General features: G+C 38.2%; 24 protein-coding genes and 1 pseudogene. 1 reads left to right on the forward strand and 24 read right to left on the reverse strand.

Going from position 1 to position 16448, the window contains the following annotated elements; translation table 11 throughout:
- Window positions 1–1057, forward strand: a pseudogene (locus tag SJY39_RS01685) (relaxase NikB); the annotation flags it as partial.
- A 54-nt stretch (window positions 1058–1111) separates the two neighbouring features.
- Here SJY39_RS01685 and SJY39_RS01690 read toward each other — a convergent pair.
- The 24 genes from SJY39_RS01690 to SJY39_RS01805 form a co-directional block, all read right to left on the reverse strand.
- Window positions 1112–1414: a hypothetical protein gene (locus tag SJY39_RS01690; protein ID WP_390241134.1), complete on the reverse strand. Its 303-nt coding sequence runs from the start codon at window positions 1412–1414 to the stop codon at window positions 1112–1114.
- Between the two features lie 13 nt (window positions 1415–1427).
- Entirely contained in the window at window positions 1428–1709 is a 282-nt protein-coding gene (locus SJY39_RS01695) for a hypothetical protein (protein WP_390241137.1), read from the reverse strand.
- Window positions 1702–1971: a hypothetical protein gene (locus SJY39_RS01700; RefSeq protein WP_390241140.1), complete on the reverse strand. Its 270-nt coding sequence runs from the start codon at window positions 1969–1971 to the stop codon at window positions 1702–1704. The genes SJY39_RS01695 and SJY39_RS01700 overlap by 8 nt, the downstream gene beginning before the upstream one ends.
- 12 nt (window positions 1972–1983) lie before the next feature.
- A complete protein-coding gene (locus tag SJY39_RS01705; protein WP_390241143.1) occupies window positions 1984–2166 on the reverse strand; it encodes a hypothetical protein in 183 nt (60 codons plus the stop codon).
- 22 nt (window positions 2167–2188) lie between these two features.
- Window positions 2189–2443, reverse strand: a complete 255-nt coding sequence (locus SJY39_RS01710; protein WP_390241146.1) for a hypothetical protein — start codon at window positions 2441–2443, stop codon at window positions 2189–2191.
- Window positions 2444–2458: 15 nt separating this feature from the next.
- Window positions 2459–2755: a hypothetical protein gene (locus SJY39_RS01715; protein WP_390241148.1), complete on the reverse strand. Its 297-nt coding sequence runs from the start codon at window positions 2753–2755 to the stop codon at window positions 2459–2461.
- 11 nt (window positions 2756–2766) lie between these two features.
- On the reverse strand, window positions 2767–2979 hold the full coding sequence (locus SJY39_RS01720) for a hypothetical protein (RefSeq protein WP_390241151.1): 213 nt from the start codon (window positions 2977–2979) through the stop codon (window positions 2767–2769).
- 9 nt (window positions 2980–2988) lie between these two features.
- Window positions 2989–3243, reverse strand: coding sequence for a hypothetical protein (locus SJY39_RS01725; RefSeq protein WP_390241153.1), 255 nt, complete (start codon window positions 3241–3243; stop codon window positions 2989–2991).
- A 66-nt stretch (window positions 3244–3309) separates the two neighbouring features.
- Window positions 3310–3552: a helix-turn-helix domain-containing protein gene (locus tag SJY39_RS01730; protein ID WP_390241156.1), complete on the reverse strand. Its 243-nt coding sequence runs from the start codon at window positions 3550–3552 to the stop codon at window positions 3310–3312.
- 546 nt (window positions 3553–4098) lie between these two features.
- The gene (locus SJY39_RS01735; RefSeq protein WP_390241159.1) at window positions 4099–4767 is read right to left on the reverse strand and encodes a DNA adenine methylase; all 669 of its coding nucleotides are present in this window, start codon (window positions 4765–4767) and stop codon (window positions 4099–4101) included.
- Between the two features lie 455 nt (window positions 4768–5222).
- Window positions 5223–5447: a hypothetical protein gene (locus SJY39_RS01740; protein ID WP_390241162.1), complete on the reverse strand. Its 225-nt coding sequence runs from the start codon at window positions 5445–5447 to the stop codon at window positions 5223–5225.
- Between the two features lie 14 nt (window positions 5448–5461).
- Complete coding sequence (locus tag SJY39_RS01745) at window positions 5462–5986, reverse strand: hypothetical protein (RefSeq protein ID WP_016786592.1); 525 nt, start codon at window positions 5984–5986, stop codon at window positions 5462–5464.
- The gene (locus SJY39_RS01750; RefSeq protein WP_390241165.1) at window positions 5964–6608 is read right to left on the reverse strand and encodes a hypothetical protein; all 645 of its coding nucleotides are present in this window, start codon (window positions 6606–6608) and stop codon (window positions 5964–5966) included. The genes SJY39_RS01745 and SJY39_RS01750 overlap by 23 nt, the downstream gene beginning before the upstream one ends.
- A gap of 46 nt (window positions 6609–6654) precedes the next feature.
- Window positions 6655–7686: a trypsin-like serine protease gene (locus SJY39_RS01755; RefSeq protein ID WP_390241168.1), complete on the reverse strand. Its 1032-nt coding sequence runs from the start codon at window positions 7684–7686 to the stop codon at window positions 6655–6657.
- A gap of 74 nt (window positions 7687–7760) precedes the next feature.
- Window positions 7761–7943, reverse strand: coding sequence for a hypothetical protein (locus SJY39_RS01760; RefSeq protein WP_390241171.1), 183 nt, complete (start codon window positions 7941–7943; stop codon window positions 7761–7763).
- A gap of 58 nt (window positions 7944–8001) precedes the next feature.
- Complete coding sequence (locus SJY39_RS01765; RefSeq protein WP_390241174.1) at window positions 8002–8439, reverse strand: hypothetical protein; 438 nt, start codon at window positions 8437–8439, stop codon at window positions 8002–8004.
- 21 nt (window positions 8440–8460) lie between these two features.
- Window positions 8461–9447: a type II secretion system protein gene (locus SJY39_RS01770; protein ID WP_390241176.1), complete on the reverse strand. Its 987-nt coding sequence runs from the start codon at window positions 9445–9447 to the stop codon at window positions 8461–8463.
- Between the two features lie 37 nt (window positions 9448–9484).
- Window positions 9485–9787 carry a hypothetical protein gene (locus tag SJY39_RS01775; protein ID WP_390241179.1) on the reverse strand — a complete coding sequence of 101 codons (303 nt, stop codon included), beginning with the start codon at window positions 9785–9787 and terminating at the stop codon, window positions 9485–9487.
- Between the two features lie 197 nt (window positions 9788–9984).
- A complete protein-coding gene (locus SJY39_RS01780) occupies window positions 9985–10479 on the reverse strand; it encodes a hypothetical protein (RefSeq protein WP_016786549.1) in 495 nt (164 codons plus the stop codon).
- A gap of 5 nt (window positions 10480–10484) precedes the next feature.
- Window positions 10485–11585 (reverse strand): hypothetical protein, encoded by a 1101-nt coding sequence (locus tag SJY39_RS01785; RefSeq protein WP_016786548.1) that lies wholly within the window; start codon window positions 11583–11585, stop codon window positions 10485–10487.
- Window positions 11578–13176 carry a GspE/PulE family protein gene (locus tag SJY39_RS01790; protein WP_016786547.1) on the reverse strand — a complete coding sequence of 533 codons (1599 nt, stop codon included), beginning with the start codon at window positions 13174–13176 and terminating at the stop codon, window positions 11578–11580. Before SJY39_RS01790 ends, SJY39_RS01785 begins: the two co-directional genes overlap by 8 nt.
- A gap of 12 nt (window positions 13177–13188) precedes the next feature.
- Window positions 13189–13836 carry a hypothetical protein gene (locus SJY39_RS01795; protein ID WP_390241183.1) on the reverse strand — a complete coding sequence of 216 codons (648 nt, stop codon included), beginning with the start codon at window positions 13834–13836 and terminating at the stop codon, window positions 13189–13191.
- Window positions 13829–14950, reverse strand: coding sequence for a hypothetical protein (locus tag SJY39_RS01800; RefSeq protein ID WP_016786545.1), 1122 nt, complete (start codon window positions 14948–14950; stop codon window positions 13829–13831). The genes SJY39_RS01795 and SJY39_RS01800 overlap by 8 nt, the downstream gene beginning before the upstream one ends.
- Window positions 14947–16443 (reverse strand): hypothetical protein, encoded by a 1497-nt coding sequence (locus SJY39_RS01805; RefSeq protein WP_390241186.1) that lies wholly within the window; start codon window positions 16441–16443, stop codon window positions 14947–14949. Before SJY39_RS01805 ends, SJY39_RS01800 begins: the two co-directional genes overlap by 4 nt.
- Window positions 16444–16448 lie beyond the last annotated feature (5 nt).

A 16448-nucleotide genomic window follows, 5' to 3' on the forward strand; every position in this document is an offset into this window, starting at 1 on the left:
TCATAAAATAGCAGAGAAGCACGTCAACATGCTAAATCGTCATGTAGATACTGTAGGCTTTAAATATGTTGAAGAGGCTATTTTGTCCGGCAAAGAACATAGCGAACAATACAAGGATGCTGTTAACAAGGCCGTTGATATCTTGCCGCCAGTAAAACAAGGGCAGCAACCAGAAGATACTAGTGTATTGGTTACTTTGGTTAAACATGGTAAAGCTCCTTATCTTCATGAGAAGGATGCAAAAACAAGTTACTTTGTTGAGTTGAGTAATGGAGAAACTAAGTGGGGAATTGGTTTAAAAGATGCTATTGAAAAGGGTGGGGCGAAAATTGGAGATGTAGTTGAAGTTGAGCGAGTAGGGCATCGTGATGTTACGGTTGAAGCTGACGTGAAAAATAGCAAGGGAATTAAGGTTGGTACTGAGAAAATAGCGACTCAGCGTAATGAATGGGAAGTTCGAGTAACAGGTTCGACTATCCAAGATAACCTGGAGCAACAACCAATAACCAAAACGCTTAAACCTGACCAAATGTTGGCAGATGTTGAACAGGTTAAATCTGAGCTGCTTAATATCAACAGTAGTGAGCAAAAAGATTACAAAGCCATTGCAAACGATCATATGAGTATATTACTGCGTCATACTGGAACAGAAACATACAACACCATTCACAAAGCTATTGTATCGGGCTGTAAGGACAGCGAGGAATATTCTCGCCACATAGATAAGAGTATTAAAACTATTGAAGGGAAGACCGTACAAGTTGAAACAACAGGTCAAAATACTGATAAGCTTGATGTTAAATATCAATGGTCGGATGCAGTATCAAAATTATTGGTGACAGTTAACGGACAGCAACCGAATAAAGTTGAACCCGCTGTACTAGATAAGATTGTGAAAAGTGATAATTTCCTAAAAAACTATTCACTTGAAGAAGTACAGAAAGGGGTATTAGATCAGAAGCAATCTAATGGTGTCTTGCCAGTATCTAAGCAATATGATTCGAATGGTATTGCCACAAAAGCAGAAGATATGACAAAAGGATTTACATTAAAATAGTTGATAAAGACAATCATTGAAGGCTACGACAAGTAGCCTTTATTTGATTTAGAATCATAGGTTGCTTGGATTTGGTAACAACACTGGTAGAGCGCATATAATCAGGACTGATACCGCAGCCTCTACACCACCCGATAGCATGTAAACCAAACCAAACACCGACAATACAAAAGGTGAAAAATACGGAACTTGCTTAGTAAACCATTTACTCAAGAAGCGCAGTTTAACCAAAAGGCTTCGTTTGCTGTTTATCACTGGCCTTAATACTGTTTGAGTTACAGTTGGCTTAAACACCAATGTAATTAAAGCCATACAAACAAACAGGAGGGTGTTAAGTGGTTCAAATGCTGATTTCATAAGCTCATTTCCCCTAGGCTTCGTTTCCTTGCTTTAACTTGGCTTGGAAAGCAGTATTACTAACAACTGATTCACCAATAGACGCGTCTTTCAGTTGCGAAATATCAGACTCAACAAACACGACTTTAAGATCTGAGAGTAACTGTGATTCGTTAACGATCATTGTTTCATTACTATCTTCGAGTTGAACCTTATAAACCACACCATAGTCACGCTCGATACGATCTAAAACTACCGCGTTCTGAGTTGGTTCACCATCAATGCAAACCTGTACTTTTTGACCACTTTTAATCATCTTTACCCCTAAGAAACGCCACTGTAGAAAGCCCATTATTGAGTAGCCAGTTTTTGATCTCTTCTTCGGTTAAATGAGGCTCTACAATAGCCCAACGGAAGCCTTGTTTAGACCACTTACCCCCTGCGCCTTTAAATTCAACCTCGTCAACATAAACAACCACGATTTCGTTACCATCAGCTGTTTTTTGTGGGTAGCGTTCTATCTTATCACTGGTGCGAATAGTTAAATTCTCGTTATACATATAGGTATCTGTAATCACGTACTTTCCCTCTTATTCTAGATACTGAGTGATAATTTCAATTTCTTGGCTAATATCAACAAGTGCTTGCGCGTCCGAGTTGATAACTTCAAGCTGAGTTTGATCTCTGTTTTTTCGCTCAAGCCCGTGTTTTATACTCTTGATAAACTTCTCAGCTTCTTCTAGCTTTTCAATGAGTTTTTTATCTTTTGACATATTCGTTTTTCCCCCTAGTTCATTATCCTGCTGCCGAAGCAACGCCAAACGGAAATTTTAATTCAAACACTTCGGCATCTAATTCACTTACTGAAATTGCTAAATCCGTTTCATATTTTGAATGGTGAGCATCGACTTCACATTTATTTTTAAAAACGGTAATGTCGTTATCACCGATGGTAAAACTATCAAAGTCACTTGCATCAAAAGGGCATTCATTGAGTACCTTTTGAAGTTTGTTAAACCAAGCCTTTTCTTGTTTAGTGAGTGTCGCCATAAACCTTTTTTCCCTCTAAAGGTGGGTAACTGGTAACGCACTAGCTTTCTGAAACTTCAATAGCTCTGCGTCTGATAGTGCAAAAGTAACTTCTGGCGGAGTAACCGTATTACCATCCAATTTTATCATCACCACATTAAGCCCTGCCGCTTCATCAAGTGCGTGAAAATAGATTTGACTTGATTTGTTTAATTCAAGCGACATTCCCATATCACTTTTAATCATTAGTCGCATTGGTGCAGCCGGACATTCTGGTATTAGCTCCAACAAGAAGTCTTTGAAGTCGTGCTTGTTTTTAGTATTTTTTGCCACGTTTATTCCCTCTAGTTATCTTTGCTACGTTGAAAACCTAATTGATAGGCCGCAACGAGTGCTGCATGGTTGTGAGGATAGCCACTATCACAACCACAGTTAGCATCATCAAAACCGCGCTCGTATGCGTCATAGAGTGCTTCAATTGACTTCTTGTTTACTTCTGAATTTTCATTTAAGTGACTAAGAATTTTCAATAATTCCGCAGTGGTCGGGATCGGCATATTTCCCCCCTAGGCTTTGAAGTTGCACTTCAAACCAAATTTCTTTTGAAGCTCAACGTTAGTTTTATCGGTAGCGTTCGCATTTTCGATAGTATTCTCAAACTCAAGGGCAGCGTTTCTCATTTCGAGTGCAGTACCAAGTAAACCTAAATCATCACGATCACCAAGTTCAACTTTGAGTTGTTCAATCTTATTATCAATATCCGCAACATTGCGAGAAGCGGCTATTTCACTACATAGTTCACTAACTTTAGAAGCTGACATGAATTTCCCCTTATTTGGATAATAAAAAACCCACTGTAAACAGTGGGCTAGTGAGGTGATTAATTGTTACAGCTTGAAACCGATACTTTTTAAATACTCGATATGACTCTCGTACTTTTTTATGTGTCGGGTTCCTGTGTTGGGTGAAATTCCAAACCGTTTTTCAGCCTCATATACAGATGAAACCTTATTGCTTAAAACGGCTTCTACTAACTGCCTTTGCTCCTCTCTTTTAAAAAGGTGCTCTAGGATTAATTTGAGTTGTTTGTTGTTTGGGTGCATTTGATTCTGAATGTTAATAAGCCCCATAAGGGGCTTATTTTAGAAGAGGATGAAGCCTAAAGTTAAACCTGAAACCATGATAACAACAGAAGTCAGCATCATGTGATTCTCTATCCACTTATCCATGAAATCACCTCCTTAGCTAAGTCTAATTTGATGAAACCGCCAATAGTTAACCAGATTATAAGCCAACGTTGGCAAAAGCCAAACGTCTTTAAGCGTATCTCTGAGTTAATACCTCGTATCTGTGCCTTTTCAAGCTCAGACGTGACAGGCGTAGCATTGTTGCCCTCACTCATAACCACCTCACATTGTTAAAGAACTAGGTCGTTTCTGACCATGAATATATACTATCAATTACATGATAGTATTGCAAGCATTTTTTTGATAGCACTTACTATCAAAATGCCAACTTTTAGATATAGTTGTGGGAAACTATATCTAGCTTTTAATGTACAATCCGAAAATCATCCCTTTTTTTTATGCGCATTACGTAATTTATGTTAAATTCACATCTAGTGTAATGTTGTACACCACCTCATTTTGACCTGTGGCCAACATAGTCAATTGTGTCTATTCTATTTCCATCATTGCCGCCAATACTGCAAGCCTTTCATTTGGATCTAATGATCGATAGTTTTTCGCCCATCGTTGGGCTTTTCGTTTAATGCGCTGTCGGTCGGTAAAGTTAACCCCTGCATAAGTTGACCAGTGCAGACTATCTGCTTCGTAGTTCATCCATAACTTTTCTCTTCTAACCCCACCGCGTGTCATTACGTTAAATTCATATGTTCGCCAGTTAGTTAATAGTGAGTCGTATAATTCGGATGGATACCCAGAGATCATTATTTTGATTCCGCGTCCAGATAGCTCTTTGAATTGATTTAGTAGTTGAACATGCTGATCTAACGTAAGCTCTTTTCTATAGCGTTTGCTTGAGGTTCTTGTTGTAGGGAGGTAAGGAGGATCTGCATAGATAAAAGTGTTGACCGGGTTCTGAAAATGGAATGTTGTTAGAAAATCTAACGTGTCTTTATTGTGTAGCTCAATTGGGTAATTGGGGCTAAATTCTGAAAGGGTTAATTCATCCAGTTCTATTCCAATTGAGTGTATAGATTGCGGTTTTTTATTGAAAATTACACCCGTACCAAGAAAAGCTTCAATGTAAATTTCATGCGGAGGCATATTCGCTATGATTGCTTGATATGCTCCACTTGCAGCTTTTGAACCTAAATACCCCATAACCCCTCCAATGAATTTATAGCTGCAGCATAGTTGTTTTTGTCTATGTTGGCCACAAGCATTTATTGCTCGAGCATAGTTATTTATATCTATGATTTAAGCTAGATTTGACACTATCAAAATAGCGCTTGCAGATGCTATCATAATTTTGATAGCTTAGATTTGTGGTCGCGATTAGCTAACGTGGTTGATATGATTTTTGGTAAAACTGGCGTGGTGACAATGGTTTTGAAAAAAAAAGGCTGCCTCTGAGCAGCCTTTTTTAATATGGAGTTTTATTCTGTTTTTCTTGCTGTTCCGCTTCACAAAAGTGTAAAAATCGGTCGAACCGGTCATTATTTTATGCTGTTGCTTTTGTATCGATGGCGCATTAAGCAGGATTAAATAAAATCACATTTAATCGAGGTTTTTACATTTCTGTTGCCATCTTTGACAAGGCAATAGGAATGCTTCAATTAGCCCCGCAATTCTATTAGCCCTTCACCACTAAACCAAAGCCCACTACACCCCATTTTCTTTAATTCCCGTTCTAGTGGATTTTTCATTTGCTTATACGTTTTGAATGGAAAAGCACAGTGAACATACTTGCCTTTGCAAGCTTCTGTTCTTGCGATGTCTTCTAAGGTTTGAAATGAACTGGCGTACATTAAATTTATATTTGGTACGGATAATATATCCATGTAGATTCCTTTTATTACCATTGTTGGCCTAAGACGGTTTCTAAGTTTGTAGCAAACTTTTTCATGTAATCATCAGCTAGTTTTCCTCCTGCCGGGCGGTGATAACATCCTGCTGCTAAAACCCAATTTTTTTTTGTTTCATAGCACGATTTTAGTACGGTAGAGGTGCGGTTAAGTGCAGTTTCTCGATCGAAGTAATCACACGGTGATTCAACGGCCTTATCGTGATATTTCCAATGCAATTGAGTTTCACCTATATCAACGGCCTTAGTTTTATCAATGATCGTTGTGAGAGCCTTACAAGCGGTTTTTTTGTCATTAAAACGGTAGTCGTTACCATTCCAATTTAAAGTGTATGTCCAAGGGCGAAAAACTTTATCGTTAGTGGTAATTCCCGACTCCGTTAGAGCTAATGAGTAGAGAACTTCTTTAGGGATCTTGTGGTTTTGTTCCATTTGTACATACAGGGCTTTATCTGATGCCATGGACGAACAAGATAGCGCGATCATAAGTAAGCTAGAGCTTTGCGTTAATTTCATAAAAGTACCTTGTATTAACCGTTCTGGTTCTAAGCATGGATTTTAATATTAAGGTAAACCTACCTAAGTTGTACCAAGGCTTGGCTATAATACGATTCGTAACATCGACCCCCTTTTTAAATTTGATTGTACGTTCTGCAAGCTTACAAATGGCCTTTCTTTTATTGCCGTCTATACCTATGAAGCTAGGGGTGCTGATTGTAAAATCACAGTATCCATAAAGATTGTTTAGTGAATGACAAGTTGATCTAAGTTCATTGCATAGTGTTGCTTTATTCGAGCCGATATCAAATGGGTTTATCAGGTGAAAAGATATTTTGTCTTTGTGAATTTCCGTCACCATCAAAGGGAGTTCAACGCTAGATTCATCGTCATTTATGGTGAAAAGAAAGTGATAAGGTATTTTGATAATTGCAAAAGTAAGTACGGAAACCAGAAGTAATATTGAAGCAATTTCTTGATTAGTCAGTGTGCCGATTAAAGGGATGTTAGGTATAAATATTGTCTTTAGTGTGAGTGTTCCCAAAGCAATCAATATAGTGACTTTTACCGTAATCATGGCTTTAAATTTAATTTTGCTCAGTAGTAGACTATCAACCCCAAGCCTATGCTTTATTTTCATGTGACCACCAAAAAGGGCAGTACGTGAATACTGCCCTTTGTTTGCATTATTTTGTCAGCTTTCTTTTTCGTAAAATTCCGAAAGCACCTAGCGCTAGAAGTGAGAAGATACTAGTTGAACCGCCACTACCACCACCAGTATTAGGTTCTGGTTCAGGGTTAATGACATCCGCAGGTTCATTAACTTCTACCTTCTCGCTATCAGTTAAGTAGATAAAGCCATGACCACCGTTACTAGTTACTTGCAGTGTACAAATATCAAACTCATTAACCGCTGATGAATCGCTAGGTACGCTTTCTGGTGATTCGCATGTAATAGAGGCCGTATCAATACTGGCGTCACCGTCAGTATAAATTGTGTTGAGTAAATTGGTTGTTCCAGTGTGCAGTGATTGAACCTTGATGGTTTTTGTTTCACCATTGCTAACCGTCACACCTGTCTGATAGTGCCAACCATTAACCGTTTCTAGAATCCAATCCGCAGCACCATGTAACATCGCAGAATATGTATCTGTACCGTTACCCGCAGAAGTTAGGGCAACCACAAAACCGTTGTCGTCATAGTTAGCACCGCCAGAATCACCTTCTGTCGTGTGACCGTTACCAGTAAATGACATTTTAATTGTTGGGTATTCATCAGCAGATTCATTAGGAACAACGTTCATTGTGGCTTGATTTAAATCAAGTCCAGTTCCACCAAAACCAGTAGGTCTAAGAACATCACCGGGGATCACTAGAAGGGGGTTTAGAAAATCAATTTTCTCAATTCGCGGGGTTGTTGGAACAACCCAAAAAGAAAAATCACTATACTCTAAAATCCCTTTTTGATATTGGGGATGAAAAATTTGATTTGTTGCATCGACCGCATCACCATTTGAAAAGTGGTTAGTATTGTTTTCATATTCACAATGCGCTGCCGTTAAAATGAACTTATTAGCGATTACCAAACCAGTGCAAGATGAAGCTACAATGTTTTCATTTTCTTGCCAGTTAAGGTTAGAGCCATCAACGATAGCGTAGCTAGATGTAGACGCTACAGATAATGCAAAAGTAAGAGCCGTAAGTTTAAAGTTGTTCATATTTAGATCTCCTTAGATGATGGGGTTATTATAATATATTATAATAACGGGTGTCAATGTGACTTTATAATATATTATAGCTTTTTTTGTGGTAATCCTCTTACCATGTCATCCCATCTAATAGCTCGATTTTCATCATTAGCTATTTGATGAACTCTAACGCTAGACTTATACTCCCACCTTTCAGCTACTTCTGTAAGACTCCACCCTTTATCTGTAATGGCTTTTTTGTACTCGTCTTTGCTTAGTCTTTTCATGAAAAATGTCCGTTCCTAAAGGTACGGACAATATAATATAATATAAACAGATGTTCTACTATCGAGTCCAACAAATTGCTTTAGTTGCGAGAGCACAACCGCCACAACCTGCTCTACCCGACCTTAGTTTCCACCACCCACCAGACTGATATACTTGTGCGTCTAGTCCTTTCAATCCTCGACCGTAAAAGCCGGACGCTTTACTTAATGCACAAATCCATGTGCTTGTAGGTTTCAAGTTTATGGTTTTTACGGACGTTGATTCCCCACCACTTGAAATCTCTACAAAGTTCAGCTTTTTCACTGGTACTGATGTTTGCGCTTCTCTTACCGTTGATGTGGATATTCCGTAAGAGTTAGGCGATTTTATACCGCTTGGTCGTGTTATTTGTTTTGATTGTGCAACTGCATCTGATGCAGTTATGGCACTAGCTGTAAAACTTGATTGAAAAAATAACAACATTACAAGAAAGATGATTTTTTTCATGTGGATCATATGTTTCTCCTTTGGTTGTGGTTATGGCGTGCATAGATAAGAGATATTGACCCATCCCGTGTAGAAATTACCCCACGCACCTTTGTCAGTCGTACTACCTCGACGTTTACGTTTAGCTTTGTACTTAAGAATTATGTTGAATCTACCTCCTGAATCACTGACTTCTAGTTTTTGCTCACCAACCGCTAAATATTCGTAAGAACCATGCGATTTGATCCCTGTTATGTTCGCTTGAACATCTTGGTTTAAGTTTGTAGGGCAAGTAAAATTGCTTTTAGGTACTACAATTCCTGAACCATCAATATATGAGCTATAGCTGTGCACTACTCCACCATCAACCCTAATCTGATTGCCGTTCTGACCGCGTACCGTAACCATTGAAGCGTTTAAAATAGCTTTATTACCAACATCCCAATCCCCCGTTAATGTGGTTGTGCCATCTCTAGCAAGCAAGGCTTGATGTTCAACCTCGCTACCCACGCGGCCAAAACGAATTTCTAGCTTATTATCCCCTTCGTCATACACTCCATTTGGAAGGTCGGCTAATACTGCACGATAAGTGTTTCTGATGCTTTCAGATGGTTCAGCACCAAAGGGAATAGTTAAAAGCATCCCCGGTACAGTTTGCCCTCCTCCTATTAAGATGTTTTCACGTTGCATAGTGATTGTTTCACCCATAGGCGTTAAATCAGCACGAGAGCAGCGTCCCGCGATATTGTCAGCGTTAGAGCATGTTTGTATGTAATTAGGGACAAGATCATCGTATGAGGCGGGTAAGGAGCTTATATCGTTGAATGGAACTCCTACGTTGTACCTATCAGCTTGATACGATTTTATAGCTTCCCAAAGAAAAACCACTTGATTCTTAAATGTTTCAGCCGCTTGTCTTTCTTGATAGCGTTGAATGGAAGGTAAACTCGTTAATATCAAAACAGTTAAAATTCCGGTCGTTAAAAGGAGTTCTAAAACCCCGAAACCTGATTGCTTGCCCTTATGAATAAATTTCATAGTGGAATTTCCTTTAAGAATTTAGATTCAGTTTTGCTTAGTTCACCTCACACCCGGTTGCTCGGTCTATATAGCTGTTAACTGATGAAAATGATGAATTGATACGCTTAGTAAAGAAAAGGCTTTGAGCGCTAACTCTATCGGCAATGCCAGATAAAAACGCCCAATCTTTATTTGATGAAGGTCGGTATTCAACCTCGATGTAAGACGGCTTTTTGATGGTTAAACCGGATACTCCGATAATCGACCTAAATTGAACACTAACTGAAAAGCGAGTTTGATCTAACCAACTGTTGTTTAACTGGCCATTTGTTACCAAATCGACAATGGAAATTGTCATATTATTGATAGGGCAAACAGATCGAGATTCAGCTAGTTTTAGTTCAACTTCTGCCGCATCTAACAATTCAGATACGTTACCTGATAATTCAGCCCTTTCATAAGATTGATAAAAGCGGGGAATAACTGACCCTAAAAAAAAGGTCGTTATCGTGAGTGATATTAGTACCTTTAATTTAAAGTCAATTATCAGCATCGTTACATTGTCACAGTAATGGTTGAACCGACAACGGAAAGTGTTGTACAACCATCAGCTTGTACGCAACGTTCACGCGATTGTGAGGCCAAGGTATCGGCAATTTCAGCAATACGGGTGTTGTCACTAGGCAGCGTAACCGTAATGTCACGTAAACCCGGATTGGTAGCGTTAGCGTTGAAGTCCAGATCACCACCGAAAGAGTTAACAGCTTGTCCCGGTGTACCTGAGCAATATTCATCACCAAGATAGTTATCATCACACAGCATTTCTAAGTCTATTGTCGCGTAGTTAGGGCGACGTTTTTTAGCTTTAACACCTGCTGACCCTAGTTCCGAAACTTGGCTTTGTAGCTCACTAAGGTTCATGTTGTATTGAATGCGTGGGATTGTTGATATGATGAGGATAATAGCCCCGACAATAGCGGCAGCAATTAGCATTCCTTCTAGTGTTAGTGAGCCTTTCTGGTTACGTTTTGTTTTCATATTATTTTTCATGATAGTTATCCTATATTGATGTTTATTGCGACTTCGATAACAACTAATGCTACCGCAGCTAAAATTGATGAAACCAAGGCAAAGCCAATGATTTTTAAAGTTGAATTACCAATGTGTTTAATTATTGAAATTTCAGTTTCAAGTTTGTTTTGATGAATATCAGCACTCGATTGTAAGACTGTGCCGTGATCGGTTTTACTACCTAACATTTTCAACAGTTGAATTTGGTCTTTTAGGAGTAATCCAGTATCCATTACAACGCCTAAGTTATCTCCGTCTTTACCACTTGCTCCTTCCCCCAGGTTATTAATCATTTTTTCAAAATGACCCGCCACGTAAGGCGGTGATGTATCACGAATTTTTTTTAGTGAATCAACTAAAGAGACTTTCGACCTTTTTAGATTTGATAGTGACTGCAACGCAGATGTTGAAACTAAAATTCTGTATTGACGATAGATTATCGAGTTGTCCACCATTGCCCGGTGTTTCCCCGTAAATATCGGTAATGAGATTAAAACCCCAGTTAGTACCGCAAGAACTATGGTAAATATAGTCAGCCCATATTCACCAAAAAATATCCCCATATCGTTGACAAATACGCCAATCCAAGGGAAGCGATGCAAAGGCAACATAGGTAATATTTTGGGAACGAAAAACTCGCTGTAACCGACTAGAGCCGAGACACCAATCACAACACCAATCATCGGTTTGACAAACTCCCACATTAAACTCCCTGTCATGGACTGGTTTAGTTCAAGTGAATTTACGGCATTATCAATGCCGGGGATTGGATTGTCCGAGTAGACACCGGCACTAAGGGACTCGTACGCACTTTGTGACAAATCATCTTTCAATGCTTTATCAAGTCCGTAACCTTCAGTAGATACTTCACTTATTTTTTTACCAATTTCCTTTTCTTTCTTTGAGCCAAAATCGATAAAAATTGTGGCAATGTCATTTAAGTAGACGTGGTTTTTCATTAATAAAGACATTTGTTTTAATGTCTTTATTTGATTTTTCCTTGGCCACTTCCACAATTTTTTTTGTTCGGAATAAATGGAGTTAATCCAACTTTTTAAAAAAGAGACAAACTTATTACTAACCATCTAGTATCCTCTTATAAATACTGGCTGATTGTTTCATCACAAGCGTCCCTATACGCTCTTCTGCTGTGAACAAATCAATCTCACCTCGACCTAATCTAAGCAGCGCATGATCTTTTACATCTTTGTATCCCTTGTTGTAGAGATGTTTTTTCCACGACAGAAAATCACACGATTTGAAATATTCCCTATCATCATCATCAACGACAATCATTTCGACTAACGGTAATCGCCCCTTTTCACCACCATCACAATGATCACAACCATTAATGTTTTTAAATCGAATGTTGTTAACTTGGTCGTTTGATAATTTGCCACTTTCAACAAGCTCCCCAAAACTAGATTCGATATGTTCAACATCAACATGATTAAATTTTTCGGGTTCATTTTGGATTTGTTGTAAAGATAATGAGCAGTGTGGACAAAGCTTTCTAACCAGTGTTTGATACACTAAAAAGCGAACTAATCCCGGTGAAGACACTAAGGATGGAGTAAGGAAAAACTGTTCAATAAAAGTGACAGGAATACCGATAGCACTAGAAGTGTGAACCGTTGTAAAAACCTTTTGTCCTGTTTCGCCCTTACGGAAAACTTGTAACGCACCGTTTTTCTCTCTCGTTTCACCATGTAATTCAAAGTCTGAATCATGACGTAAAAGAGCTTTTGCGTAATAGCTTTGATCTAAGTATTCATCAGAGTCATCAGCAATTCTTACATGCGCTTGTGTGTGCGTTTGAACAACGCCATTTAGTTTAAATTCAGGTGGATCTTCTAATGAGTGAACACTGTTAGCTTTATCAATTTTTTCAATCAACGCAGCAAGTGTTGTTGTCTTGCCTGATCCCGTTTGACCTGCCATCAAAAATAAACCCGAATTACTGACAAGAAATGATTCGGCTAGTCGTATATGTTCTGGCTCCCAATTCAGATCTTCTAAGGTGGGAATTTTTTCGGCAGAATCTAACCAACGAACAGTAAGCTTTCCACCTTCCGCACTTGGCAACCAAGCACAACGCCATCGCGTAGTTCGTTCTTTGCCTTTTACAACTAAACTTTCTTCAATGTTACCGTTGTTCACTTTGGTTTTTTTAAAATCGCCTTCTTTATCTTTTGATTTAGTCATGAAAATATGACTTGTAATACGAATACCAAGAGTTGCATCCGGGATGTCTTGGTGGACAACCCTGTGACCATCAACTCGAAAATATACTAAGGTTTTGTTTTTGTAGATTTCAACGTGAATATCAGACGTGCCCGCTGTAGCTGCGGATTGTAGTAATTCCCTTAACTTACGAGAAATTTCATATTCTCGTTGTGTTTCTGTTTCAGTTTCTTTCTCGTTTGAAACTTCGGCAAACCATTCATCTAACTCAACTTGAGTTACTTTTCTAATGTTTAAGGTTTGCCCGAAGTATTTACCGTCGAGTAATGATTCTGAATTACGAATGTAATTTCTTACATCTCTTACATCAGGGTTATTTTCGGCATAGAGAATGCTCCCACCATTTGCTTTAATGGCAATCACTCGTTTGTGTTTGCTCTTAAAGTAAATGTCTTTTAAACCATCATCTAAGATTATTTTTTCTGCGCCCATAATGAAATCTCTTTAGTTAGTAAAAACCACTGTTGATTCTTTGCCATTTTTAGACGTTACAATTTTATTTGATTCAATACTGATAACTTTAATGCCATTAAATACAGAACCTTCTTTCACCAACATAAAGCCACTATCGTTAAACGATACAGAAGCTGATGCTATGCCATTGTTGGGGATTAAAATTGATTTTATTGATATTGAGAGATTCGAGGGGCTAGATTTTTCACTAGGAGAATCACTAGATTTTTCATAATCTTTTAGATCATTCTGAATGGTCAAAATGGTATCAGAGTTAACCACTTTGATTGAATCTGTAACCTTGCTTGTTCCATCTTTATTGGCTTGAGCACTTTCATCAAGGTTGTTTTGCGCCACGTTTAGATCGGTTTGCGATTGCAACAATCTTGTTTCCATTCCATTTAAAGCGATTGATGTTGAGTGTTGGATAAGAGCCAATGACTTTTCATCAATTTCAATGCCCGGTAACGTTGCCCCTTCAATTTCAACTACGTCAGTTTTGTATGTAACCAAGTTTTCGCTGCTGTTGTTTGTAACGTTTCGGCTAGGCTTTTTTGCGAATGTGTCATAAGCAAAAAAACAGACCGTACCAGTAATCACCATCAAGGAAATGACCACCGATAATTTAGGCTTACTCATTGTTTTTTCCTTTGAATGTTAAGCTTAGGTTTATGTTTGATAAACCAGTTGCTTTTTTAACGGGGATAATCTTTAAGGAGGTTAAAAATGATGGTTTGTTTTTCAAAACCTTTGAAAGCAATGAAAGCTTTGCAAACTCATCAGAAGTAAATCTCACATTCATTGATTTTTGAATGTAATTTTTGTTAGTGACAAGATCATCTATTTTTACTTCTTTCGCTCCTAAATCTAATGTGTAGTCATGAACAAATTCAGGTAGTTCATTAAAAGGGATAATGTGAGTTAGCCACTTATCAGAACTGCCTTTCAAGTCCAACTTAAATTGATTATCACGTAATATTTTTTTCATTTGTGGGTTTAGCTCTAACCACTGATAAAAGACGGTCTTTTTTACCTTTTCGTGGTTAAACTTCATCACCAATGATTGCCCTTCTTTTTCAATTGAATCTAATTCCATACCATCAGGAAACAATAGACTTTTTGAAAACAAGATAGCGGCTTGGTTCAGGGCGTGATGAGCGTCTATCTGCTGCGATATATCAGATTTGTAATTATCGTAAATGTCGATATTTTTAGTTATTACCGTTTTTTTAGGCTCGTAACTAAAAGCGGTTACTAGAATCGTAACCGCTACTGCAAAACCAATTGCCACAGTTCGTAAGGTGCGCTTTTTCTTTTGCCTTTCTAAAGCCGGGGCAAGCGAAGTGAAATAAATTTCACTGATTGAATCTAGCGGAATATCTTCAATTTTCATTTCGCTTTTTAGCTTTAATGATCTGTTAGTGGCGACAAAATCAGCATTTTCGATGTCATAGTTAACAATCATTTTGACTTCATCAAGAGTTCCTAACTCTTCACTTATTACTACGTTTTTATCAACAACCGCTGCGTAGTAGTAGCCTTTTGATAGCTCGTAAATTAACACCCAATAATTAGAATCAATATTCAAGTTATCAATTGCAAATTCACCTAAACAAACAACTTTGTTTTTGGACTTGTAGACAACTTGTTTATCACCCCTAGTAAAAACAGCTAGATATTCATTATCTTCAAAATCTAATTTTTTGGATGATGGCCAAATTATTCTGTCAGCTTTTTTAGGGATGGAAATCATTGTTCAAACCTCCGAGGGGTTAACAGAATCAATGTTTCAACATTTTCTTTGTCTGCGCTGTTTGAGCCTATTAAGTGAGTGCCGAAATTTTTTGTAAGGCCGCTTGTAATTTGAGTTTGAGAGACGCGAGAAATAATGTAAGTACGTCCGTACTTCATTTTTCCTGTGAAGTTAATGTCTGACTTACGAGTGCTAAGAAAACGTAACTTAGTATCTGCCACTTCCTCTGTTGTATCATCAATAATAGATTTTAATGACCCGGCCACACGTAACCAGACGTAATCAGATTGCACATTTGCTACTGATGCTAAATCAACACCTACGGTCTCTTCTCGTCTTTCGATATCACTTGATATAACGCCTTCATCAACAATAGATTTGATGCTGTAAATGTAAGGGATATTTTTATTTTGTGTGACTCTTACAGGGATATTGTTTAACGCTAACTGAGTTACAGGGGTAGCAAGACTAACGCTTCCTTGTTTCTCTAACGCTTTAATGAATGCTGTTGTACCATCCCAACCATTTACCCCTGTAAAACTGAAGCCGTACCCCGATGATGTTGAACTAGAATATAAACTCGTACCTTGTGTAACAAACTTTAAAGTACCTTCGCCAATATCCCTAACTAGGTTAAGGTCTACCCCGCGCTCCTCTCCTGCGTTAGATCTAAATTCTAATATTTGGTAATCAAGCACTACCTGTTTGGATAGCTGCGCTTGAATAGTATCAATGTAGTTTTGAATTTTAATCATTCGTGATGGACTAGCCTTTACACGAATAGAAGACAAGCCACTAATAGCACTAACTGAACCATCAACTTTAGTAACGGTTGTTCCGTTATTTTGCGTTTCTTTGTTGGTTAAGATGCTGAGAATATTGGCTTCAACTTTTGCTATCAGGTCTTCACTCTCAAACTTAACGTTGATGTATTGCCCCTCAACGCGAGCACCTTCCCCTTCCCCTTTATTGCCTTGACTGCCCATTTGAGCAGTGTAAACACCGGGCGGCACTTTAATGTTAAACGTCTTACTGATGTATTGTTCAACTTCAACTTTATCTCTACTGTATACGTAACCGTAGTCGGAATCAGTTGTAAGCAAATTTAACGCTTCTTTTATCGTCCCATCTGCCAAGTGGAGCGACACGATTTTTCGTGGATCTACGTTTTCACCGTAAATGATTTCAATTGGTTTATCACCACCGCGACCGTTTAAGATTTGTTGTAAAACTTCACTGACTTTCGCACCTTTAACACTGTAATTAACACGCTCAGATAACCAGTCAGGTTCTGATACATCATCAAATGCAGCTTCAACATAAGGAGGTAACTTGATGCTGATTGCCTTGTCATATACCTGTTTGTTGCTTGTTTTTTCATTTATTTCTTTGTAAATGCTTTTGTTTTCGGCTGTTCTGTCTTTGTATGTTTGAGAAACACAGCCAGATAACAACACACTAGCAACCAAGCACAATAAAACTTTTTTATTCATGATTG

The organism is Vibrio sp. R78045, assembly GCF_042466085.1.
Lineage (GTDB): Bacteria > Pseudomonadota > Gammaproteobacteria > Enterobacterales > Vibrionaceae > Vibrio > Vibrio cyclitrophicus.

Coding starts and splice junctions, on each gene's coding strand:
- SJY39_RS01690 (WP_390241134.1), bottom strand. CDS start 1,414: ATGAAATCAGCATTTGAACCACTTAACACCCTCCTGTTTGTTTGTATG.
- SJY39_RS01695 (WP_390241137.1), bottom strand. CDS start 1,709: ATGATTAAAAGTGGTCAAAAAGTACAGGTTTGCATTGATGGTGAACCA.
- SJY39_RS01705 (WP_390241143.1), bottom strand. CDS start 2,166: ATGTCAAAAGATAAAAAACTCATTGAAAAGCTAGAAGAAGCTGAGAAG.
- SJY39_RS01710 (WP_390241146.1), bottom strand. CDS start 2,443: ATGGCGACACTCACTAAACAAGAAAAGGCTTGGTTTAACAAACTTCAA.
- SJY39_RS01720 (WP_390241151.1), bottom strand. CDS start 2,979: ATGCCGATCCCGACCACTGCGGAATTATTGAAAATTCTTAGTCACTTA.
- SJY39_RS01725 (WP_390241153.1), bottom strand. CDS start 3,243: ATGTCAGCTTCTAAAGTTAGTGAACTATGTAGTGAAATAGCCGCTTCT.
- SJY39_RS01730 (WP_390241156.1), bottom strand. CDS start 3,552: ATGGGGCTTATTAACATTCAGAATCAAATGCACCCAAACAACAAACAA.
- SJY39_RS01735 (WP_390241159.1), bottom strand. CDS start 4,767: ATGGGGTATTTAGGTTCAAAAGCTGCAAGTGGAGCATATCAAGCAATC.
- SJY39_RS01740 (WP_390241162.1), bottom strand. CDS start 5,447: ATGGATATATTATCCGTACCAAATATAAATTTAATGTACGCCAGTTCA.
- SJY39_RS01745 (WP_016786592.1), bottom strand. CDS start 5,986: ATGAAATTAACGCAAAGCTCTAGCTTACTTATGATCGCGCTATCTTGT.
- SJY39_RS01750 (WP_390241165.1), bottom strand. CDS start 6,608: ATGAAAATAAAGCATAGGCTTGGGGTTGATAGTCTACTACTGAGCAAA.
- SJY39_RS01755 (WP_390241168.1), bottom strand. CDS start 7,686: ATGAACAACTTTAAACTTACGGCTCTTACTTTTGCATTATCTGTAGCG.
- SJY39_RS01760 (WP_390241171.1), bottom strand. CDS start 7,943: ATGAAAAGACTAAGCAAAGACGAGTACAAAAAAGCCATTACAGATAAA.
- SJY39_RS01765 (WP_390241174.1), bottom strand. CDS start 8,439: ATGATCCACATGAAAAAAATCATCTTTCTTGTAATGTTGTTATTTTTT.
- SJY39_RS01770 (WP_390241176.1), bottom strand. CDS start 9,447: ATGAAATTTATTCATAAGGGCAAGCAATCAGGTTTCGGGGTTTTAGAA.
- SJY39_RS01775 (WP_390241179.1), bottom strand. CDS start 9,787: ATGACAATTTCCATTGTCGATTTGGTAACAAATGGCCAGTTAAACAAC.
- SJY39_RS01780 (WP_016786549.1), bottom strand. CDS start 10,479: ATGAAAAATAATATGAAAACAAAACGTAACCAGAAAGGCTCACTAACA.
- SJY39_RS01785 (WP_016786548.1), bottom strand. CDS start 11,585: ATGGTTAGTAATAAGTTTGTCTCTTTTTTAAAAAGTTGGATTAACTCC.
- SJY39_RS01790 (WP_016786547.1), bottom strand. CDS start 13,176: ATGGGCGCAGAAAAAATAATCTTAGATGATGGTTTAAAAGACATTTAC.
- SJY39_RS01795 (WP_390241183.1), bottom strand. CDS start 13,836: ATGAGTAAGCCTAAATTATCGGTGGTCATTTCCTTGATGGTGATTACT.
- SJY39_RS01800 (WP_016786545.1), bottom strand. CDS start 14,950: ATGATTTCCATCCCTAAAAAAGCTGACAGAATAATTTGGCCATCATCC.
- SJY39_RS01805 (WP_390241186.1), bottom strand. CDS start 16,443: ATGAATAAAAAAGTTTTATTGTGCTTGGTTGCTAGTGTGTTGTTATCT.